Origin of the sequence: Lacticaseibacillus casei DSM 20011 = JCM 1134 = ATCC 393, from assembly GCF_000829055.1 — a bacterium.
Classification (GTDB): Bacteria; Bacillota; Bacilli; order Lactobacillales; family Lactobacillaceae; genus Lacticaseibacillus; species Lacticaseibacillus casei.
Map to the genome: position 1 here is coordinate 2,090,688 of NZ_AP012544.1, position 22,043 is coordinate 2,112,730.

Below are 22,043 nucleotides of genomic sequence, written 5' to 3' on the forward strand. Positions count from 1 at the left end.
GAATCAATCAACAATTGGCAGGCATTTTCAAGACGTCAGTGCCTGTTTAATCAGGTAAGACAGGTGAGCCGCGGTTTGCCGTAACAAGTCAGGATTCGCTTTGGTAGTCGCGATCATAATGGTGCCTTCGATCGTTGCCTGAACGAATTGTCCCAGTTGCCGCGCCGGGACCACTGACATCCCCGCTGAAACCAGTTTGTCGGTGTATAAATCTTCAAGTTGCGTATAAACCGCACTGCAAGCTGCCTGCAGTTTCGGATCATCGCGAGTTTCTAGTGCGATCAGGCTGATTGAATGGCTGCTAAGCCGACCATGCTGTTGCATCTCCTCCGCCATTTCCGCCAGCTGTCCGGTCAAGGCAATTTCCGGCGCCGCATCCCGTTCAAGTGCTTGTTTAACCCGTGCCAAAATTTGCGCACCCGCATACTCAATCGCGGCTTTAATTAGCTGCTCTTTGCCTTCTGGGAAATAATAATAAAGTGATCCTTTCGGGGTCCCGCTAACGGCTAGAATTTTTGATAATCCTGTTGCCCTGACCCCTTCCTCCTGAAAAAGATCCGCAGCTGTCGCGACTAACTTTTCACGTGTGTTCATTGCTAACCTCCAGATTATAACAACCGGTCTATATAATACTGCTGTTTTCTGGAAAAAGTCAATTTTATTTTTAGAAATATGAAAATGGGTTCCGCTTCGCATCTTGCAGCATAAGCTGTTTGCCGGTAGAGAAGCCCCAATGCGCACGAAAAAAGCTGCCCCCTGAATGAGCAGCTTAATGCAATCAGCACCAGTTTATTTGAAAAGAGATTATTTTTTCCCAGCCAATGCCAACCAAGCCTCTTTGATTCCCGAAAGTACAAGCGTAGGAATCGCCGGCAGTACAGTGACTAGCAAATATTGTTGCCATGTCAGCATTTGGGTACCCATTACCACGTTGAAAAACGGTAAAGTAGTGACCAATAGTGAACTCACGGCAGCAAAACTCACTGCAGCAAGCAACTTGATATTGCTAAATGGATTGCGTCGGTATAAAGTCGTCGTGCTTCGGGCATCAAAGACGTGCCACAATTGGCCAAACACCAGTGTCAGGAACGCGATCGTCTGGGCTGTAGCAGCTGGTAAACCGGCACTGGCTGCCCAGATAAACGCAACGTACACCGTGCCACCCATAACAGTCCCGCGAACGAAGATGCGGCCCACCATGCCTTTTAGAATCGAAATATTGGTATCACGCGGTTTTTGCTTCATTTGGTCTGCCTGTGGTTTGTCATACGCTAAGGCAAAGCTTGGCAACGCGTCCGAAATCATGTTCACCCACAAAACCATGAGTGCGGTCAGCGTTGGTGTGGTTACGCTGACGCGACCAATGGGACCGGTCATCAAGATGACGCCTAACAGTAACGCCAGCACTTCCGCAACGTTGGTCGTCAATTCATGGCGCATGAAGTTTTTAATGTTTCCGAAGATCGTCCGGCCAGCTGCCACTGACTTTTCGATGGTAGTGAATTTATCATCGAGCAAAATTAAATCAGCCGCGTCTTTGGTGACCTCAGTGCCATTAATGCCCATAGCGATGCCAATATCTGCGGCCCGCAACGCCGGTGCATCATTAATCCCGTCACCGGTCATGGCAACCACCTGGCCGCGCCGTTGCAAAGCTTTAACGATCCGTTGCTTGTGCTCCGGGGACACGCGCGCATAAACCCGCGCTTCCAAGACCACATCATCTAACTCTGCATCAGGCAGCTTGTCTAACATGGCGCCTTCAATAACTTGAGCATCTTTTTTCTGAACAATTCCCAGTTTATAGGCAATGGCACGCGCAGTTGCTGCGTGGTCGCCGGTAATCATGACGACATTTACCCCAGCCGCGTGTAACGACTGAATCGAGCGCTTCACTTCCGGGCGTGGTGGATCGATGATGCCGGCGATTCCAAGCAGTGTCAGATGTTGCTCCAGCTCGGCCGTTTCACCGTGCAAGGCCAGCGATTCATCAATGGCGCGTTCCGTGATCGCAATGGTTCGCAACGCATCATTGGCAAAGTCCAGAATCACTTTTCCCATGGTCGCCCGCGCGTCTGCAATCGGCACCAGCTGATCATGGTCCACCACCTGGTCCGTTTTCTGCAAAATAACATCCGGCGCGCCTTTGGTTAAGACTTTGAATTGACCGTTTTCTTTAATGACAACGCTCATCATTTTCCGCGTTGAATCAAACGGCAATACCCGAAAAATGTCAATGTCACGTTGATCGGTTTTTTCCAGCAAAGTCGCCCGGTCAATGTCGCCTTTTGCGCCAGCCACGACCAATGCCACGTCGGTCGGATTGCCAAACGGCTGGAAGCGACCATCTTCATCTTGCGTCACATTGGCTTCGTTGTTTAACACCGCTGCCTGCAAAAATCGTTGAAATGCAGGGGTGTCCTGGTCATTTACCGGCAAAAAGTCCCCGGTTGTGTCGTACCCATTGCCTTCAACTTCATAATGCGCACCGTTAGCAAAAAAGCGCGTCACCGTCATTTCGTTTTTCGTCAGCGTACCGGTTTTGTCGGACGCAATATAATTCGTGGCGCCTAAGGTTTCAACCGAGTTCAGCGACTTAATCAAGCCTTGATTCTTGGCCAACTTGGTTGCACCAATGGTTAAAACAATCGACAAAACAGCGGGCAAAGCATCAGGGATCGCCGCCACGGCAAGCGCAATCGCAGTGGACAGTGACGCTGCCAGTATTTCAAAGGAAAGGTTACCGGTTTGCTGATAGGCTTTAAACAAGGCCAATCCTAACGTCAGGAAAACAATCCCGATCGCAACGATCATCAGTTTTTTACTCAAACTGTGAACGACCCGCTCGATCGGCGTCTTTTGTGTTTGCACGTCATTCATTAACTTGGCGATTTTACCGAGTTCGGTTTCCATCCCGGTAGCGACCACAACGCCATATCCGTTCCCGGCAGTTATCATCGAACCGGAAAAACCCATGTTGGTCTGATCGCCTAATTCAACTTTTTCGGTCAAGGCATGCGATTGCTTGCTCACGGGTTCTGCTTCACCGGTTAAGTGCGCCTCGGATGTTTGCAGATTGGCCACCCGCAACCACCGCACATCGGCTTCCAAAAAGTCACCGGTCTGCACTCGAACAATATCGCCTGGTACCAACTCGGCAACCGGTACATCTTCCCAAACGCCATCGCGTATCACCCGCGCCTGATGATCGGCCATATTACGGAGCGCGTCCATCGACTTTTTAGCCGATTGCGCCTGCCAGTAGCCCAAGCCGGAATTAACGCCGATAAGAATTAAGATCGCAATACTTTCATAAATCGCCGCCATCCCGTGACTACGATTGCCGGTTACAAAAAAATCATAAGCCGCACTCAGCAATGCCAAGCCGACTGCAACAAATAAAATAATGACAAGTGGTTCCTTGAGTGTCAGTAGAAATTGACGCCACGCTGGAATCGTTGGCGCGGCTTTCAATGCGTTCGGGCCGAACTTTGCCAATCTCGCCTCAGCCTCTGAGCTGGTTAATCCATGTGTCCGATTCGTCGTCAGTGCGGTTAAAACTTCTTCTTTGTGCTTTAAATAAACTTTGTTCATGGTCATCCCTTTCTTGATATAAGTTCTCGAATTCGGTTGGCGGCGCTTTTTTGCTTACTTAGGCTGTTTGAAACGTGCCTCTCCATAACGCGTTCGCCGGCGCAGGAGTCTGCGTGTAAGGACCTTGGTCGCAATGACCAAGCCCGGGTCATCACGCCCAAGGCCACTTAAAACGTGCCTCTTTCCATAACGCGTTCGCAGTCGCAGAAATCTCCGTGTAAGGACCTTGAAGCCTAAATGGCCAAAGCCCAGCCATTTACGTCCGAAGCTGCTTTCATCCGGGGTTTAAAACACGCTTCGCTCCATAACGCGTTCGCCGGCGCAGGAGTCTGCGTGTAAGGACCTTGGTCGCAATGACCAAGCCCGGGTCATCACGCCCAAGGCCACTTACACTCCGACTCCTAAACGCGCCGGCTCACGCTCACAAAAAGAGCGCACGCCTCGACGCCCTTTCTTCCCCAGGAAAGGCATCTTGAAGCATACGCTCAACCGATTCGTTGCTATTCAATATAGCTAATATTAAAACATAACACCGTTAACCTTGTCAAGTTGAACTCAGGCACCCTAACACCAGCCGTCAGTTAGGAATCTAAATCAGCCCCGTTAGACGCAATCACCTGCCGATACCAGTCGAAGGATTTTTTCTTGGAACGTTTAAGCGTTCCTTGGCCAGCATCGTCGAGATCGACATAAATGAAACCATAACGCTTCGACATCTGGCCGGTTGACGCACTGACCAGATCGATGCATCCCCATGGCGTATAGCCCATGACATCAACGCCATCATGAATGGCCGCACCGATTTGTTCGATGTGCTGCTTCAGATAGTCAATCCGGTAATCGTCGTGAATCTCGCCGGTTGAATCCGGCTGGTCCACGGCGCCGAGGCCATTTTCAACGATGAATAACGGCTTGCGATAACGGTCGTATAACTGGTTTAAGGCAATGCGCAAGCCGGTTGGGTCGATCTGCCAGCCCCATTCACTTGCTTCCAGGAAAGGATTCTTAATGCCGCTTAACAAGTTCCCGCCGACCTCGGCATGATCCTTCTGAACCGTTTCAACAACAGCAGACATGTAATAACTGAAGCCAATATAATCAACCGGATACTGCTTCAACAGTGCCAACTCAGCAGCCGAAAAGTCTAGATCGGTCAACTTGATGCCATATTGGTCCAGCAAAGCATCCGTGTATGCCGGATACTCACCGCGCACCTGAACATCGCCGCAGAAGAAATTGAAGGCTTGATTTTGTTGCAGCGTCGCCAGCTGATTGACCGGATTCGCGTCATAACTGTAAGTGGTGGCGTATAACAACATACAACCGATCTGAAGATCCTGATTCAACTGGTGCCCGATTTTGACCGCCTCGGCCCCAGCCACAAATTGATTGTGCCAGGCTTGGAAAATGTTACGCTTATCAGCCGCACCGTTGCTGTTCACCAAGCCTTGGCTCATCACCGGAAATGCCAGCGCACTGTTGATTTCGTTAAAGGTCATCCAGTACTTCACCTGTTTGAAATAACGGGTCAAGACGGTTTCGGCAAATCGCTTGTAAAAGCCAATGAGCTGCTTGTTCTTCCAGCCGCCATACTTGGTAACCAGGTGCAGTGGCATCTCGTAATGGGAAATCGTGATAATCGGTTCAATCCCATATTTCAAACACTCCGCGATCACTGCATCATAGAACGCCAGGCCAGCCATGTTAGGTGTCTTTTCATCACCTTCCGGAAAAATTCGTGACCAGGCAATCGAAAAGCGATAACATTTAAAGCCCATTTCACTAAACAGCTTGATGTCTTCTTTAAAATGGTGGTAATGATCGATCCCTCGATGATTCGGGTACCGATAGTTGCTTTCATCGATGGTCCAATCAAAATCCGGCTCATTCACCAGATCAAACCGTGCTTTTCCTTGGGGCAGGACATCGGCAATCGATAAGCCTTTGCCATCTTCACGATAGGCGCCTTCCAGCTGATTGGCTGCGGTCGCACCGCCCCACATAAATTGTTTGGGAAAATTCAAATAAGTCATGGTCAAATGTCCATCCTTTCTAAGCTAGCGTCATTAACGCATCGTCTTCTGTTGCCCCGTCCGCTCGAGTTTCAACCTGATAACGATCGGAGTTCGTCACAATCATCAGCACGGTTGGCGCATACCCTGCAGCTTTAATCGCTTGATAATCAAATTCAACCAACGGCGTACCGACATCCACCTTCTGTCCTTGTTCAATCAAAGGTTTAAAATACTTGCCTTTTAAATTCACGGTGTCGACACCAATGTGAATCAGAATCTCTGCGCCTTTATCAGACGTGATGCCAATAGCATGCGCGGTTGGATACACCAGACTGATCGTCCCTGCGACTGGTGCCTTGACCAAGTTATCCTCCGGTTCAATCGCGATGCCTTGTCCCATGGTGCCCGAGGAAAAGACTTCATCCGGCACTTCGCTGAGCGGCACCAGGGTTCCTTTAACCGGCGCTGCCAATGTTTCTGCATGATCCGCTGTCACCTGTGTTGCTTGCGGTTTGTCTTCTTTGACGCCCGCATTAATCCCGCCAAACACCAAGGTGAGGGCAACGCCGAGAACAAAGGCTACAATATCGCCGATCACCGAAACGCCGAACCCTTTACCGAGATAAGTCGGCAACGATAAGATGCTGGCCAATGATGCCACATTCGAACCGGCGCCGGACATCGCCACGATAATCCCGCCAACTGCTCCGGCAACACACGCGCAATAAAACGGCTTTTTCAATTTTAAGGTGATCCCGTAAATAGTTGGTTCTGTGACCCCGAAAAGTGCCGTAATCGTGCTTGAACCAGCCAGACTTTTCATTTTAGCATCGCGGGTTTTAAGGAACACCGCAAACGCCGCGCCGGCCTGTGCCAAGACTGCCGGCAAAAGAATCGGCATCATCGGATCTGTCCCATACTGGGCAATGTTGTTCATCATGACCGGCACCAAGGCCCAATGAACGCCGAAAATCACAAACACCTGCCAGAAGCCGCCAAGAACCATCCCCGCTAAAGCCGGCACGCTCTTGTTCAATGACACAATCGCCGTAGCAAGACCATTACTGAGAATGGAGCTGACCGGCCCGACCACCAACATGGTCAGCGGCACGATGATCACTAACAGACATAACGGTGCCAAAATGTTCCGAACCGACGGATGCCAAATTTTGTTGAAAAATGGTTCCAGAAACTTCTGAACCACGACGACCAGCAAAATCGGCAAGACCGTGGCCGTGTAATTAGCCGCCACCACCGGAATACCAAAGAAATCAATACTCGGTTTGCCAACGAGTCCGACGATGTTGGGATAAACCATCGCGGCAGCAATCGCCATCGCCACAAATGGATTCACCTTCAGATGTTTCGCGGCCGTAAACGCTAAGGCAATTGGTAAAAAGTAGAAAATGCCGTCTGCTGCTGCCCACCAAATCTGATAGGCGCCACTTTTGGTCGTTAACCAGCCAACCGCCACGGCCAGCGACAGCAAGCCCTTTAGAATCCCGGCACCGGCCATCGCACCCAAAAATGGTGTGAAAACGCCGGAAATAAAAGTTAGTAAGCCATTGAAAGCGCGTTTGAATGTCATTTTCTCATGCGGTTGGTCATTGGCCGCCTGCGCACTGTCACCTAAACTCGGTTCAAGTTTGATAATTGCCTGATAAACATCACTCACGTTATTGCCAATGACCACTTGATACTGGCCGCTTGCTTCCACGACCGTGATGACCCCGTCCAACGCCTCGACTTTCTGTTTAGCCGCGGTCGCTTTTTGCGGATCCTTCAATGTGAAACGCAGCCGCGTCGCACAGTGCCAAACCTGTTCAATATTCTGCTTGCCGCCAACCAACTGCAACAGTTGCTTCGCCAGTGTTGCTTCTCCCATTTTCGTTTCCTCCAGACCTTGGGCAATAAAAAAACCAGAAAGACGAAACCTAGGGCGTGCCTAAGTCAAGTCTTTCTGGTTTTGCCTAATTCAATAGTAACAAGCCAGATGGTACTGTATTCGCTTTCAATAACCACATCTTATCTGATTCATTAGCCGTCGTCAACTACTTTTTAAATTTTGCGCATGACTGGCAGCTAATCGGGAAATATGCAAGGTTAAATAGATCTGCTCGTTTTTGGAAACGGGTACGTTGACCTTCTGCTCGATGAACTGAACAACATCCTCCATACACTGATAAGCCTGCACATAATCTTCTTGCAAATGTGCCAGCAGGGCCTGATCGTGAGTCGCTTCCTGTTTATCTGTGTGCGCGTAAACCCGTTGAAGGAAAAACTTGAGATGAATCGCCAGTCGCTGGTACTCCGGCGTTTTGGTGTTCATGTCCAATCCTAGCCGATAGAAAATGATTTTCGTGACATTCGCCAGCATCTGCGTAAACGCCAGCGAATCAACCGGTTGCTGATGATTGAGGTCATTGCTAACAAACTTCAATGCGATGAACCCAGCCTCGTCTTCCGGCAACGTTTCGTCTAACTGCTCAGCTACGGCTTCTAACGCCCACTTGCCCATTCGATATTCCTGTTCATAGGCCATCTGAATTTCCCACAACAGTCGGTTATGCAATAACAAATTGTCATGCAACCGCATTACCGCGAAGTGCAGATGATCAGCCAATTCAATCAGCAAATAACTGTTAAATGTTGTTTGCAACTGAACTTCTGCCTCTTGCACAATCCGCGCCGCCAGCGTCAAATACTCGCTCGGTAAGCTGGCAATCGTCTCCGCCGCAATTTTTAACTTGGTTTGGTCTTCCGGAACGTACACCTTCATGCTGTCTCGCAATGTCAGTGTTTCCCCTTTTTTGGCATGAAACCCGATACCGCGTTCAACGATAATCGTCTCGCGCTGCTCATGCCGAACCACAACCGCATTATTGTTAAGAATCGTTTCAATGATCATGGCGCGTGCCCTCCTCCAAGACGGTCAGACCATTTGCTGATCCGTGTTCAAATTCAGGCTATCAATCTTTGGGGAAAATGACAACGGAAACATCTTAATTCATTTTACTAAGGTCAACTTCTTCTTGGCCTAACTGATCAAGCCAGTTCAACATGGTTGTCAATGCAAGCCCGACATTGCCGAGCTGACAATGATTGCTGGCAAATTCTTTTGCCGTAAATCTCCTTGCCGTTAGCGAATGAACTTGGGTTAAGGTACTAATTTGCCGTGGCAACTGATCATTTGCGACATAATGATCATTAGCTCCAGCCAGCAATAAAACATCCTGCTTAACTAACGGCGAAATCTTATCGGTCGTATAATTGAGCGTTTTCTGGATAAAATCGAATGGCGTCTCAACTCCCATCACCTTCATACCCTGTTGGAATGCCCATTGAAGCATTAAACTTTTCGCCATTAGCTGGTCAGCCATTCCATTAATCTGATTTTTATTCTCTTCGGTTACCAGTGATCGACTGAATTTCTTTTTTAACTCGGGTGGTAACTGATTCATCAAGCAGTCAAAAAAGTCGGGGAAAATATCATAACAGATAACGCGGTTGATGCGCGGTTCAAACGCCGCTGCCCTTAAAGCAAGATTACCACCCAACGACATACCTATAGCAGTTGCCGTGTCAACATGAAAATAATCGAGCACCGCTTTTACCGGCTTTTCCCACTGGTGCGTCATCGGCAAATATTCCTCTTCCAAACAATAACCTTGGCCAGGACCGTCAAAATAAATGACATCATATCCCGCGTCACGCAAGACAAGCATGAGCCGGGTCACTTCCTCAATGTCACCATCAAAACCATTTAAAAATAAAAGGGTGGCCCGCGGATTTGAAGGTGTTATCCGATAGGCAGACATGTGCACATTTTCATAAGGAATCAAGAAGTGCTGTTTTTCAGTAATGCCGTAATAAGCATTGCTCAGTGAGATAAATTGATGACGCAGGTTGATTTTTCCTGAATCGGTTGAAGGTAGGTAAAATTCTGCCAGTCTAAAATACATCGCAGCGCGTAACTTTTCATCCTTTTTTAGTGCTGTTTTGCCAAGGCTTTCGAACGCTGTAACAAGTTCGGGATAAGTTTGCTTAGGATTGTCGAGACGCTTCATCTGCTGCAACATTTCGCGATCATTTGACCAGTTAAAGAACCGATTCATTTGGAAATTGACACTCTGATCATGGTTCACTTGATAAAGACCGACTGGAAAATCTGATACCGTCCATTTTTTTGGCATTATAAAGTTCCTTTCTTGATGCTGAATCCACTATACATGCCGTTATAAAACGGCTACAATGCTTAACAGACGGCCATTTGTTGCTTATACAACAAATGGTTTGTCAATGTCGTCCAAGTCAAGATTAATCAACAGAGGTGTCTTAAATGTCGCATCAAACTGATTTGCGTGTCACTAAAACCAACGATGCTATCCACACGGCCTTTCTTTCCCTTATCGATCAAAAAGGGTTTGAAAATATCACCATCAATGACATTGCCCAAACTGCCAAAATTAATCGCTCGACATTCTATCTTCACTATGTCGATAAATACGATTTGCTTAAACAAATGACAGCAGTCGGCATGACTAAAATCATTGCTGCGATGGCCCCCGAACTTTACTTTTCTAAAAACACCTTTAAAGAAGCCGCCTTTACCGACTACCTAGGACAAGCGCTAAAAGTTGTGGCAAATGAACCGCGTCTCTATGCATTTATCTTAAATGACCCCAACCATTTAGGTCTAAGACAACAGGCTGAAGACGCTTTACAACAACGTCTCATCGAATGTTTGCCGCAAAAGACCGCCGTTGAACGCGATCTGTTGTTAAACATTGTGCCCGCCGTCTATCTCAGTGTCATTCGCTGGTGGCTTGCCAATGATATGCGTTATTCTTCAACCTTTTTAGCACACGAATTAGCGAAGTTTTTCAAGCTTGGGTCAAGAAGTTTGATGAGTCCTGAATCTCATATGAATTTTTGAGAGTGTTCGAAATTATTCTAAAAATCCGGCATTCTAAAAAATCCTTTTGAATCATAAAAAATTCACCCCTGAGACAACTTATCTCAAGAGGGTGAATTTTTGTTTTCTATGAAAGACCATTGAAGCACGATGAGCATTCGATGCAAAACAGGTCACAAATTACTTTTCTTCCACAACCTGCCGATTACTGAAACGATAAATCCGATCCGCATAGGCTGCCGATTCTGCGCGGTGTGAAATTAAAATGACGATGCCGTGATAATAGGCTTTGATCGTATCCAGAATCAAGCGCTCATTTTCAGTGTCGAGATTGCTGGTGGGTTCATCTAAGACCAAGACGCTGCTAGGATGCAGTAAGGCGCGGGCCAATTCGAGCCGTTGCTGTTCGCCACTGGAAAAAGGCACGTGACCGGCAGCAATTTGCGTATCCAGTCCATTGGCAACCTGTTTTAACCGGTCACTTAGTTTAACTTGCGCCAATACCGTCCAAATTTGGTCATCCGTGATCGTTGGATCATGTAATGTCAGATTATCACGGACCGTTTCGGAGAAAAATATCGCGGTCTGCGGCAAATAATTAATTTGTGCCCGCAGCGATTGGGAACTGATCGTCGCAAGGTCCGTGTCATTGATCAGAATCTGACCGCTTGTGACCGGATACCATCCCATGATCAGTTTAGCTAACGTACTTTTGCCCGACCCACTGGCACCCACAAAACCGGTGATCTCGCCAGCCTTTAAGGTCAGCGTCACGTCGTTTAGAACTTCTTCAGGACGCGCTGGATAACTAAATGAAACCTGCTTCACCTGAATCTGCTTAATCGCATCGACTGTCTGACTTGCGGTTGCCGGCGCTGCCATTAACGGCTGCTCCTGCAGTAAGCTGAATAGATTTTTAGCCGCCGCAAACCCGTTAAGTAGGGATCCAGGAAGATTGTTTAATGCGAGCAATGGGCCAAACGTCAACGGGAAGACTGCAAGAACCGCTTGCTGTAAGGCGGTTGCCTGCTGCCAGCCACTTATCCAGACCATGAGCAGCCACGTTGCGACCATGGCAAACGTTGCAGCGACATTTTTTAATAATTGACTGAATTGCGCTTGTTGAAACGCAGTGGCTTCACGGTCAAACCCGACATTGCCTTGATCCATGCGTTCTTTTGCAATGCCCAGCTGGCGCACTGCCTCCATCCCGCGGACTGATTCTAGTAAGTACTGCTGGTTGGTCGCCTTCAGCTGGTCAGCAGCCTGAGTCTTAGCGGTCAATTGCCGATGCCGCGCATACGGAATCAACCCGCCCACTGCCGCATAACCGACCAGCGCAACCACTGCTGCCAAAATACTGACGCGACTATAAACTGCCGTCATCAAAAGACCGTATGTTAACCCGATTACGACTGGCACAATGGTATGGGCATAAAAGATTTCCATCGCTTCGATGTCGCTGCCAATTAACTTGAGTAACTTACCGCTCGATTGCGTATCCAGTTTTGCCGGTGCCAATCGTACCAGTTGCCGATAAACCGCGCCGCGTAAGTCAGCTAGGACATGAAAAGCTACAAAATGTCCGGCATATTGCTCGCCGAAACTTCCAAGACCCAAGAGAATGACCGCGATGACGCCTGGCAACAGCAACTCTGACGCGTGTTGCGGATCAAACAGCATCATCGCCGTAAGAATCAAGACAACTGCCTTGGCCAGTTCGGCGACCATGCCGATCAAAAAACTGATCACAATGGCGCTGGTTAAATGATGGGTGTACTTTAATAACCCTCTGATCATCAGCGTGCACCCTCTTTCTGCATCGTCTCCGGATTATCCACCAGTCGCCGATACGCCGGCTGCTCTTGATAAAGTTGCTCATGATTGGCAACGAGCAAATGTTGATCATGAATAAACCACACTACATCAGCCTGCGCCATGGCGGAGAGGTTGTGAGAAATGAACAAAACAATTTTCTCCTGGCTCAACTTTTTAACAGCCCGTAAATTGCAAGAACAAGTTAGCCAGTCGTTGAAGGACAATCCCAGAACAGGCCGTTATCAAATAGAAGTTGTGGCGCTAGAGAGACTACTGGGCCATGCGGCGAACGCGCCGAGCTTCGGCCTCAAAGTTTTGCTGGGGTGTGCAGTAGCCCTGTTGTTTGCGAGGCAACTGATTCAAGCGGTCTTGCGTGGCCTGCACTTGACTAGGGCTAATGTCATCTAGGGACATGCCCTTAGGGAAGTCCTGGCGGATCATCCGGTTATGTGCCTCGTTGGTGCCACGGTCGCAGGACGTGTAAGGATGGGCGTAGAAGATCTCAGTTTCCGTCCCAGCAAAAGCAGTATTTAAGGCGGTGAACTCGGGTCCGTTGTCGGCTGTGATGGTCTTGATGCAAGCTCCCCATTCGCGCTTGATTCCACGCAATGCATAGCTCACAGAGTCTGCATCTCGTCCTTCGATCAAGCGGAGAAGTTGGCAACGGGTCTTGCGCTCAATCAGAGTCAAGATGACGCTCTCCTTGCCATTGCGTTTACCGACAATGGTATCCATCTCCCAGTGACCGAACTGCCTGCGTCGTTCAACGACCTTAGGCCGTTCCTCGATACTGCGGCCAGCCAGGCGCTTAGCCTTGGTGTGGTGCTGGTGAGAGGTCTTCCGCTTAGTCTTCTCCAACAGGTCGATATTTCGAATCTCTAGGCGTTGGTCGTCAATGTACTGGTACAAAGTCGAGGCACAAACAAGCTCTTCAGGAGTAAACAGCTTGTGTCGCTTGGCATAGCCGATCGAAGCATCCGGCGACCATTTGTCCTGCTTAGCTCGCTGTACGTACCAGGCTAAGAAGACCTGTACGCTGGCGAACTTGTCAGGACGATGGCAGCTCAAGCGTGCAGTCTCGTAACGTGCCTGAGCAGCCTCTGGCAGGTATTGTCGATGGTAGACGCGCTTGCCATTACTCTTCTTGACCTGATCTACTGTACCTCGCTTGATTTCATTATTAATGGTCTGCGGGCAGACGCCAATTTCAGCAGCAATCCAACGATTGGACTTCCCAGCTTGGCGGAATCCGGCCACTTTTCCGCGCTCGAGTGATGTTAAGTGCTGACCTTTTTGGCGGTGTGTGCTATCCTGTTTCTGCATCAAGACAATATCCTCTTCCATTGTTTGTGTAGGAACTTCAATGATACAGGATATCTGTTCTTGATGTTTTTTATTGTCCAAAAAATTTTGAGACAGTGGCTAACTTGATTCTAAAATGCGCGCTTTTTAACAGCCGCCAAAATCGCCGCAGCGTTGACTTTATCAATGCTGGACGTAATTTCATCCAACAGGTAAACGGTCTTGTCCGCCAGTAACATACGCGCAAACGCCAACTGTTGCCGCTGCCCCGGCGACAACAGCCGACCGCCTTCGCCCACCTGCGTGTCGTACCTTTTTTCCAGCTTAGGGACAAACTGCATCAGTCCCAAATCATCAAGTTTCCGTTGCCATGTGTCGCCAAACCGATTCCCTAACAGCAGATTTTCTTGAACCGTGCCGGAAAAAAGGTATTCATCTGCCGTAACATACCCAAATACTGCAGCTTTCTGCGCGTTGCTCAACGCAGTGACAGCCGTGTTATCAGCCATAATCGTTCCGGATAAGGGTTCCAAGCGGCCTAAAATGGCTTGAATGAGCGTACTCTTACCGGTGCCATTTTCCCCTGCCAAGCCGTATAACTTGCCTGGTTCCAGCGTGGCATCGATGGACGTCACAAGTGGTTTGTCCGGCGCATAACCGATCGTCACCTGATCAAGGGTGATTTGTTTAAGCGGACGGTTATCGGTAATCCGAACTGTCGCCGGCGCCGCCTTGGCCTTGGCAATCGTTCCGAGGATCGCCGCCAGTGACGGGCCGTTTGATTTGACAACATGCACAAAATAGCCGAGTTGCCGGGCATTGACCATCATCATGGCCAACGTAAACCAAGTGGCAAACGCCCCGGCCGCTGGTAACTGGCCGCCAATGAGCTGAAGTACGGTCACAAAACCACCAACGAATACTGTCAGATAAACAAAACCGTTGATGACGAACAGCACTTGCAACTGGGTTTTCAAAAGATTCATCGTGGCCTGCCGAAAATATTCGCTATCGTCCGCGAACTTTTTCCCGTAACGGTCGGCAGCATTGTACATCACTAAAGTATTCATCCCGCGCAAATCGTTAATAAAGCGTCCGCCCATTTTTAAAAATCCGGCCAGATGGGTCTTATTTTGTGCTGACATTTGCTTGCCAAGAAACATCATCACAAAGCCAATCAACAAGACACAGGCAAGCGGCAGTAAGGCCAGCCATGAGCGATACCAAATCGACAGCCCGATTAACAGCAGGTAAGTCATCATGGCCTGCAAGGAAGTGGGAAACAACGTGCTATAAAACATATCCAAATTGTTAAGTCCACCCAAATCACGCTGAATCACCGCATTGTCTGCACCGGTTGCGGCCGCGGCATCATTGCGTTGGTAAAGCGCCTCGAAATAACGATCACGCAGCTCACGCTTGGCACTCATGGCCCAGTCATGACGGTGATGCCGTTCGTAAATCGTAATATAAAGAAGCCAGAATATCCCCAGTACCCCGGCCACCACGATTGCTTCCATCGCACGATTTGCCGCCAATTCAAGCGCAATGATGACCGGCAAGACTGTCGGTAACCAATCAAAAATTGCTTCAATAACCCCAGCCCCAAGTTTGTCACGTCCGTATTTCAGTAATCCCAGCATTAAAAGGCTTGCCTCTTTTCTTTCAATCAGTCTGCAGCATTGTGACTGCCATCGGTGTCGCAAACTGCCTGCGAAACGACAGATTGTTTTTCCAGTTTACCATGAGAAAAACATATTTAAGCAGCTATTTTTGAAATACTGCACTACATTTAGCAGCTTGTAAACGTTTAAGCGAACTGATTAAGGGTGTACCAGTCCGCCATCATCGCCGCTAGTGCCTTTATTTCCTTGCGCTGGCTTGATTTCAATCAGCAATTTATGCGGTAGGCAGATGCTTTGCTGCCCAATTTGGCTAATCCAGCCCGTATGCACCGCAATCTGATCCGGCGAATTATCTTCCTTATCGCGAATACGTGCACCATCAACTTCGATGACATTGTACTCCCCCTTTGCCGGATACAGCGTAAACTGCTGGTGACCTGCATGCGCATCCAGCTTAATGCGCCGTTTGACATGGCCATTAATCGAAATAACCGCCACTTTTTGATCCGTATTCACATGCGCCTCGGTCATCGAAAAAATCCCCAGTGGAATGAAGCATGCTATGAAGAGTATGAATACAATGACATAATCCAGCGGTCGTACATATTTTTTTAGCCAGTGTATGTTAGGTCACCTCGAATCGGTTTATCAGTTTCTTATTGTACGCGTTAACCACTAATAACTGGTAAAAAAACAGCCGTATCCCAAACCCGGGTTACGGCTGTTGTGTTCGCATGACTACTAGGTGAATTTATCTTATCCTGATGAAGTTTTTACACGAAATGCAAATTTCCCAAAATTTAAAGCATCATCACCGCAACCCCGCATCGAGCGCATACAGATTCTGATACCGCTGATTCTGCTCAGCCAAATGCTGCGGCGTGTCATTCATCGTCAACTTGCCATCTTCCAGGAAGACGACGCGATCGGTTTGGCTGACACCTTGCAGATGATGGGTGACCCAGAGAATGGTCTTCCCTTTTAGAACGGAGAACATCGTATCCAGCAGCGCCTGTTCGGTAATCGGGTCCAAGCCAACGGTAGGTTCGTCCAGCAGTATGATAGGCGCATCCTGTAAAAGAATCCGCGCTAACGATAACCGCTGACGCTCACCACCGGAAAAGGCAAAGCCAGCTTCTTCGACACTGCTGTCCATACCATTGGGCAGTTGGGCAATGAGTTTGTCCAGCTTGACGGCTTTCAACGCCGCAGCGACTTCTTCATCGCTGGCATTTTCATTGCCCAAACGGACGTTATTAATAATCGACGTACTGAACAGAAATGGACTTTGATCTAGCACCGCGAATAGATTCGTGCGGTTTTGCTGATAATTCAGTACGTCTTGCCCATCAATCAAAACTTGACCGGTCGTCGGTGTTAAGTCGCCCAGGACCAGTTGCAACAAGGTCGTTTTCCCCATGCCACTGGGACCGAGAATCGCCATTTTTTCGCCGGCGTGAACGGTCAAATCGATATCGGTGATCAATTCAGGATCGGTTGGCGTATAGCGGAAGCTAACCTGCTTCAGCTGAATGGTTTTAAAAGTAGTCGGTACCGGCTGTTGCTTGGGCAATGCCCGTGTCACCGGGTGCAGATCATTGAGGTGCCGGATCGCATCTCGATAAGTTGGCCACTCACCAACGCCTTGGGCAATGCCTGAAAAGGCTTGATCAAGCGGGAAAACAACCAGGACGAAGGCACCGACCCAGTTGGCACTTGCCTGACTGCCAGTCCATTCAAGGTTGGTCCAAATTAGCATACTGATGGTAATTAACACGAAGAGTAACTGGCCGACAAAGTCCCGTCCCCACTGGAAACGTTTGGATTTTGCCGTCGAGGCAGCCAGCTTTTTCGGTGCTGCCAAGCTCTGATCCAAAAACTCCTGTCCGCGATGGGTGATGACCCAATCGGATAGGCCAAGCACCGAATCCGTCAGTGATACATAGGCATCATGATTCAGCTGCTTTTGCTCAGCCTTGCGGAAGCGTTCAACCACCAGTCCCCACCAAGGGAGAATCAGGATCTGGAACAGTAATAACAAGCAGATCCATAACGCGAAGCCCCAGTTGAACCAGCCCAATAGTAACGTGGCAATCACAGTCAGACCAGCGCCAACCACGGTCGGAAAAATCATCCGCAAATAAAGGTTCTGAATGTGGCCGATGTCATCTGCCAGTAATCCCAAAATATCACCAGTTTGGTGGTGTTCCGAGACAAATGCCGCATCGGTTTCCAGCACTTTGTATAACTTACGGCGCATATGGCTGGTAATCCGCAGCACCCAGTTGTGACTGGTTAAACGCTCAACATATTGGAAGACCGGGCGGCCAACCCCAAAGGCACGGGTCAGGACAACAGTCACATAAATAGCCGCAAATAAGGGTTTAGTGGCACTTTTATCAATCAAAAAGCCTGAGGTGAACATCAACGCGCCGGCGAACACGAACATCATGACCCCAAGAACCAGCGACCAAAACAGTAGCCACCGGTAGCGTTTTAGATCAGGCCGGACCCAGTGTTCATTTTTCCACCAATGCATTGAATTCACCTCGCATTTCGTGTACCAGTGCCTGATATGGCTTAGAGTGGGCCGCTAGCTCGCTCGGTGTTCCTTCAGCAACGATCCGCCCGCCATCAACAACTATCACGCGATCCATTTGATTGAGCCAATGCAGTCGGTGCGTGGCAAAGATGACCAGGCGATTTTTAAATAGCGGCACCAAAGTCTCCTTTAGCTCGGCTTCGGTTTCAATATCCAAATGGGCAGTCGGCTCGTCGAATAACCAGATTGACCGGTTAGTATCAACCAAGGTCCGTGCCAATGCGATTCGCTGGGCCTGGCCGCCAGAAATGCCCCGGCCACCTTCACCGATGCGGGTCGCATAGCCATCCGGCAGTGTCTCGATCCAGTGACTCAAGCCTGCTGCCGCTGCTGCTTGCCGAACTTCGTCATCTGAAGCACTCGGGCGATAAAAGCGAATGTTAGCCGCAATGGTGTCCGCAAACAAATACGGATCCTGCGGAATATAACTCAAATGATCCTGCCAGGCGGCCTGCGTCAGATGCGGCACCTTGGTTCCCCGGACAGTGATCGTTGCGGATTGCGGTTGCAAAAAGCCGCCAATCAAATTTAACAATGTCGACTTGCCGGAACCGCTGGCGCCAATGATTGCTACCTTTTCCGGGCCGGTAAACTGCAGATTGGCGTCATGAATTCCTGCACGTTTATCGTCGTACATGAAATCAAGATGCTGCATGGTTAATGTATCTTGATTCTGCCAACCGTCAAACGCCGGCAACACCTTGGTGTCAGTCGGCAACGGCTGGTCGATCACCTTCCAGATCGCGGCCATCGCGTTTTTGCCATTTAACGTTGCGTGGTAATCCGTGCCGAAATCACGAATCGGCATAAAATACTCCGGCGCCAGAATCAGCGCGACCATCGCGGGGTATAAAGGAATGCCGCCATCCATCAGCTTAATCCCAAGAAAAACCGCGACAACCGCAATCGATAACGTCGTAAAGAAATCCAACGCAAAGGTCGACAACATGGCAATGCGTAAAACGCCCATGGTCTGCTTCCGGTAATCTTCCGAAACTTCATAAACGTTATTGGCGTACTGGCGACTAATGCCCATCAATTGCAGCGTTTTGAGTCCCCGCAGCGAATCAATGAAATGGTTGCTCATTTTCTGAAAACCGGCATACTGACTTTCCGACTTATCACGCGCTGCCAGTCCCAAAATCACCATGAACAAGATGATGATCGGAAACATAATCAGTAAGGTAAAGCCGGTCAACCAATTTTCATACCAGATATAGGCGACCAAAACCCATGGAATAATGCTCATGTTGAGAATTTTGTTTAAGATCAGTTCAATATAATTTTCGGCTTCGGGAATGCCGTCGAGCGCCATGGTGACCAGATTACCGGTGCCTTCTTTTGCCACTGCCGCTGGTCCTAATGCATACAAGTGCTTCAGCAATTGTTCTTGCAACCACGCAGATCCGTTCATGGCGAAGCGGGCACCGATGCGATTGCGCACCCACACAATGAGCTGCCGCACGGTAAATGCCAGTGCAAACAGCCCCAAAGGCATCCATAACCCGGCTAAACTTTGACGATTCCAGGAATGGACGATCCCTTCTGCAAGAAACTTTCCTTGCAATAAAATAACAAAAGCTTGCACGAGCGCAAACCCGGCAAGCATTGTCATTGTTTTCCTCATTCCCGATAAGCGCATGAGCGTCTTATCGATCATTCACTAACCGCCCCTTTTGCTTGAATACGTTTGTGGAAGACAACGTAACTCCAGATGAAGTAGATTAAGGCAATTGGCAACAGGATAACTGCCACGATGGTCATGATGGTCAGGGTCAACGAGCTGGCACTGGCATCTTTTGCAAGAATGGACATTGCTGCATCCTGCCCGATCATGACACGTGGGAATAAGCCATTGAAGATGACGCCAACGACGCCAACCAGTCCAATCGCACTTCCGACAAAGGAAAGCACTTCATTATCTTTCAAAACGCCGATATGGGCAGCAACAGTTGAACCGACAATCACAACCAAAATCAGTAACGTGCTGATAGGGCGTTCCTTGAAGAAGTCGGTCATAAAGAACAGCAGAACTGCGAATACAACTTCACCGGCATATAGCAGATAATACAGCTTGCTATTCCAATCGCGCGCACGCTTGCGTAAATCACCGGTTGTCTTCAGGCGAATGAAGTTCAACCCGTGCATCAGCATCATCAACGTCACCGCGACACCACCAACGATGGTCAGAAGATTAATCTGATTGCCCAACGTCGGATAAACGTCACCGGCCTTGGTAATTGGTAGCGGCTGGATAATCGCAGTGAAAATCATCCCTAAGACAAACGGCGGAATCAGGCTGCCGCAAGCCAGCGCCCAGCGCCAGATATTGCGACCGGTTTTGGTCTCGGCGTGTGCCGCAAATTCAAAGGACACACCACGAACAATCAGCCCAAACAAAACGATGAAGAACATGATATAAAAGCCGGAGAACAAGCTCGCGTACCACATTGGATAAGAAGCAAACATCGCACCGCCAGCGGTGATCAGCCAAACTTCATTACCATCCCAATGCGGACCGATCGTTGCCACCAACTGATCTTCTTCGCTCGTGTTGTGAACTAACAGTTTGGTTGACATGCCAACGCCAAAGTCGAAGCCTTCAAGTACGAAGAAACCGCTGAACAGGACGAACAATAAAAAGAACCATAAAATCTGTAACCAGCTCATTTTGCGAACGCCTCCTTAGCTAACGGATCGCTGTTGACCCCATAATCGGTGTTCAAATCGCCTTCTGGTCCTTTCTTCAAAACGCGGTGTGAATAGTAAATCATGACACCGCCGAGTAAGGTGAAGATCAGGAAGTAGCAAATGTTGGTGAACAGCAACTGACCGGCTGTCGTGGTTGGCGAAACCGCATCGGCGGTCGTGTACAATCCGTAAACAACCCACGGATAACGACCTAACTCAGTGATGAACCAGCCAGCCGTGTTAATGATAAATGGCAGCCATAGTGCAAAGCCGAGAATGTATAGCAGCCAACGTTGATTCAACAACGTATCCTTCTTCTTGCGACCGAACCAAAGACCTAAGACACCAAGCAGGAATAGCAGAACACCGCCACCGGCCATGACCCGGAAGCTCCAGAACAAGGTCTTAACCGGTACATAGTAGTCTTTGTCTTTACCATACTTAGCTTGAAGTTCTTTGTTAGCCGTCTCCATGCCTTTAACCGAACCGTTCATTTTGTGGTAGGACAACAGGCTCAGCAAATATGGCACTTCAATATTGCCACTCGTCGTGTGATCTTTGGTATTGATCAACTCAACCAACGTCCACGGTGCCGGATCACTGGTATCTTTGTAAATTCCTTCGGTAGCCGCAAACTTCATTGGCTGATCTTTAATAATGAATTGCGTCTGCAAATCACCAAAACCGATCGCGCACGCAGAAGCGATGGTGCCGACTACCAAACCGACTTTAAGTGACTTCTTGTAAAAGTCGACCTGATCCTTCTTCAGTAACCGCCAAGCAGCCATGCCCGCAACGGCAAACCCGGCTGTAGTGAAGGCACCAAAGATAACATGCGGAAATTCAACCCACAACTGCGGATTCGTGATCACGGCACCAAAGTCAACCAACTTGACCCGTCCTGTGGTTTGACTGATCGCAAAGCCAGTTGGGTGCTGCATAAAGGCATTCGCTGAAAGAATCCAAATTGCCGATAACGTGGTACCTAACCAGGTCATCCAAATAAAGATAGCATGTACAGCTGGCTTGAAGCGATCCCAAGTAAACATCCACAAACCGATGAACGTCGATTCCATAAAGAATGCCAGCAGCGCTTCAATCGCCAGTGGCACCCCGAAGATGTCCCCCATGAATCGTGAATAGTTCGACCAATTCATGCCGAACTGAAATTCTTGAATAATGCCGGTAACGACCCCTACGGCAAAGCTGAGCAAGAAGATCTTGCCCCAGAACTTGGCCATCTTCTTATATGTCTCATTCTTTTTGCGCACATATAGCGTTTCCATAATGGCGGTCACAAGGCCCATACCAATTGAAAACGGCACGAAAAAGAAATGGAAAACGGTCGTCATCGCAAACTGAAAACGTGCAAGCGATAATACGTCCATTGCCATTAGCATATGTTTCTCCTCCTTCAATAGATTCATTACAATCTAAGTATACCCCGATATTTATTTTTCGTAAATTGCAAGAACAAGTTA

At 48.8% G+C, this 22,043-nt stretch carries 14 protein-coding genes and 2 pseudogenes; 1 reads left to right on the forward strand and 15 read right to left on the reverse strand.

Annotation, left to right across the window (positions count from 1 at the left end; genetic code table 11):
• Nucleotides 1-27 precede the first annotated feature (27 nt).
• The 6 genes from LBCZ_RS10140 to LBCZ_RS10165 all read right to left on the reverse strand — a co-directional run bounded on the left by LBCZ_RS10140 (nucleotide 28) and on the right by LBCZ_RS10165 (nucleotide 9,802).
• On the reverse strand, nucleotides 28-594 hold the full coding sequence (locus tag LBCZ_RS10140; RefSeq protein WP_025013028.1) for a TetR/AcrR family transcriptional regulator: 567 nt from the start codon (nucleotides 592-594) through the stop codon (nucleotides 28-30).
• A 210-nt stretch (nucleotides 595-804) separates the two neighbouring features.
• Nucleotides 805-3,594 carry a cation-translocating P-type ATPase gene (locus tag LBCZ_RS10145; RefSeq protein WP_039639272.1) on the reverse strand — a complete coding sequence of 930 codons (2,790 nt, stop codon included), beginning with the start codon at nucleotides 3,592-3,594 and terminating at the stop codon, nucleotides 805-807.
• Between the two features lie 581 nt (nucleotides 3,595-4,175).
• A complete protein-coding gene (locus LBCZ_RS10150; protein ID WP_025013029.1) occupies nucleotides 4,176-5,627 on the reverse strand; it encodes a glycoside hydrolase family 1 protein in 1,452 nt (483 codons plus the stop codon).
• 19 nt (nucleotides 5,628-5,646) lie between these two features.
• On the reverse strand, nucleotides 5,647-7,494 hold the full coding sequence (locus LBCZ_RS10155) for a beta-glucoside-specific PTS transporter subunit IIABC (protein ID WP_025013030.1): 1,848 nt from the start codon (nucleotides 7,492-7,494) through the stop codon (nucleotides 5,647-5,649).
• A gap of 162 nt (nucleotides 7,495-7,656) precedes the next feature.
• Nucleotides 7,657-8,517: a PRD domain-containing protein gene (locus LBCZ_RS10160; protein ID WP_025013031.1), complete on the reverse strand. Its 861-nt coding sequence runs from the start codon at nucleotides 8,515-8,517 to the stop codon at nucleotides 7,657-7,659.
• 94 nt (nucleotides 8,518-8,611) lie between these two features.
• Nucleotides 8,612-9,802 (reverse strand): alpha/beta hydrolase, encoded by a 1,191-nt coding sequence (locus LBCZ_RS10165; protein ID WP_025013032.1) that lies wholly within the window; start codon nucleotides 9,800-9,802, stop codon nucleotides 8,612-8,614.
• A gap of 146 nt (nucleotides 9,803-9,948) precedes the next feature.
• On the opposite strand from LBCZ_RS10165, the gene LBCZ_RS14335 reads away from it, so the two are divergent.
• Nucleotides 9,949-10,545, forward strand: a complete 597-nt coding sequence (locus tag LBCZ_RS14335; RefSeq protein ID WP_025013033.1) for a TetR/AcrR family transcriptional regulator — start codon at nucleotides 9,949-9,951, stop codon at nucleotides 10,543-10,545.
• Nucleotides 10,546-10,704: 159 nt separating this feature from the next.
• Here LBCZ_RS14335 and LBCZ_RS10175 read toward each other — a convergent pair whose 3' ends face one another.
• The 9 genes and pseudogenes from LBCZ_RS10175 to LBCZ_RS10210 all read right to left on the reverse strand — a co-directional run bounded on the left by LBCZ_RS10175 (nucleotide 10,705) and on the right by LBCZ_RS10210 (nucleotide 21,962).
• Nucleotides 10,705-12,324 (reverse strand): amino acid ABC transporter ATP-binding/permease protein, encoded by a 1,620-nt coding sequence (locus LBCZ_RS10175; RefSeq protein WP_025013034.1) that lies wholly within the window; start codon nucleotides 12,322-12,324, stop codon nucleotides 10,705-10,707.
• Nucleotides 12,324-12,530 (reverse strand): annotated as a pseudogene (locus LBCZ_RS15680) (ABC transporter ATP-binding protein/permease); the annotation flags it as partial. The gene LBCZ_RS10175 and the pseudogene LBCZ_RS15680, both read right to left, overlap by 1 nt.
• Nucleotides 12,531-12,612: 82 nt before the next feature.
• Nucleotides 12,613-13,665 carry an IS30 family transposase gene (locus LBCZ_RS10180; RefSeq protein WP_010620018.1) on the reverse strand — a complete coding sequence of 351 codons (1,053 nt, stop codon included), beginning with the start codon at nucleotides 13,663-13,665 and terminating at the stop codon, nucleotides 12,613-12,615.
• 122 nt (nucleotides 13,666-13,787) lie between these two features.
• A pseudogene (locus LBCZ_RS10185) lies at nucleotides 13,788-15,287 on the reverse strand (ATP-binding cassette domain-containing protein); the annotation flags it as partial.
• 180 nt (nucleotides 15,288-15,467) lie between these two features.
• Nucleotides 15,468-15,893, reverse strand: coding sequence for a NusG domain II-containing protein (locus LBCZ_RS10190; RefSeq protein ID WP_025013830.1), 426 nt, complete (start codon nucleotides 15,891-15,893; stop codon nucleotides 15,468-15,470).
• Between the two features lie 187 nt (nucleotides 15,894-16,080).
• On the reverse strand, nucleotides 16,081-17,808 hold the full coding sequence (gene cydC, locus LBCZ_RS10195; RefSeq protein WP_039639274.1) for a thiol reductant ABC exporter subunit CydC: 1,728 nt from the start codon (nucleotides 17,806-17,808) through the stop codon (nucleotides 16,081-16,083).
• Complete coding sequence (cydD, locus tag LBCZ_RS10200; protein ID WP_025013829.1) at nucleotides 17,789-19,531, reverse strand: thiol reductant ABC exporter subunit CydD; 1,743 nt, start codon at nucleotides 19,529-19,531, stop codon at nucleotides 17,789-17,791. The genes cydC and cydD overlap by 20 nt, the downstream gene beginning before the upstream one ends.
• Nucleotides 19,528-20,541, reverse strand: a complete 1,014-nt coding sequence (gene cydB, locus LBCZ_RS10205) for a cytochrome d ubiquinol oxidase subunit II (RefSeq protein WP_025013828.1) — start codon at nucleotides 20,539-20,541, stop codon at nucleotides 19,528-19,530. Before cydB ends, cydD begins: the two co-directional genes overlap by 4 nt.
• Nucleotides 20,538-21,962: a cytochrome ubiquinol oxidase subunit I gene (locus tag LBCZ_RS10210; protein ID WP_025013827.1), complete on the reverse strand. Its 1,425-nt coding sequence runs from the start codon at nucleotides 21,960-21,962 to the stop codon at nucleotides 20,538-20,540. Before LBCZ_RS10210 ends, cydB begins: the two co-directional genes overlap by 4 nt.
• Between the last annotated feature and the right edge of the window lie 81 nt (nucleotides 21,963-22,043).

Bases quoted from the DNA above. Each gene is read 5' to 3' on its own strand.
- LBCZ_RS10140 (WP_025013028.1), bottom strand. From the start codon at position 594: ATGAACACACGTGAAAAGTTAGTCGCGACAGCTGCGGATCTTTTTCAG.
- LBCZ_RS10145 (WP_039639272.1), bottom strand. From the start codon at position 3,594: ATGAACAAAGTTTATTTAAAGCACAAAGAAGAAGTTTTAACCGCACTG.
- LBCZ_RS10150 (WP_025013029.1), bottom strand. From the start codon at position 5,627: ATGACTTATTTGAATTTTCCCAAACAATTTATGTGGGGCGGTGCGACC.
- LBCZ_RS10155 (WP_025013030.1), bottom strand. From the start codon at position 7,494: ATGGGAGAAGCAACACTGGCGAAGCAACTGTTGCAGTTGGTTGGCGGC.
- LBCZ_RS10160 (WP_025013031.1), bottom strand. From the start codon at position 8,517: ATGATCATTGAAACGATTCTTAACAATAATGCGGTTGTGGTTCGGCAT.
- LBCZ_RS10165 (WP_025013032.1), bottom strand. From the start codon at position 9,802: ATGCCAAAAAAATGGACGGTATCAGATTTTCCAGTCGGTCTTTATCAA.
- LBCZ_RS14335 (WP_025013033.1), top strand. From the start codon at position 9,949: ATGTCGCATCAAACTGATTTGCGTGTCACTAAAACCAACGATGCTATC.
- LBCZ_RS10175 (WP_025013034.1), bottom strand. From the start codon at position 12,324: ATGATCAGAGGGTTATTAAAGTACACCCATCATTTAACCAGCGCCATT.
- LBCZ_RS10180 (WP_010620018.1), bottom strand. From the start codon at position 13,665: ATGCAGAAACAGGATAGCACACACCGCCAAAAAGGTCAGCACTTAACA.
- cydC (WP_039639274.1), bottom strand. From the start codon at position 17,808: ATGCATTGGTGGAAAAATGAACACTGGGTCCGGCCTGATCTAAAACGC.
- cydD (WP_025013829.1), bottom strand. From the start codon at position 19,531: ATGATCGATAAGACGCTCATGCGCTTATCGGGAATGAGGAAAACAATG.
- cydB (WP_025013828.1), bottom strand. From the start codon at position 20,541: ATGAGCTGGTTACAGATTTTATGGTTCTTTTTATTGTTCGTCCTGTTC.
- LBCZ_RS10210 (WP_025013827.1), bottom strand. From the start codon at position 21,962: ATGCTAATGGCAATGGACGTATTATCGCTTGCACGTTTTCAGTTTGCG.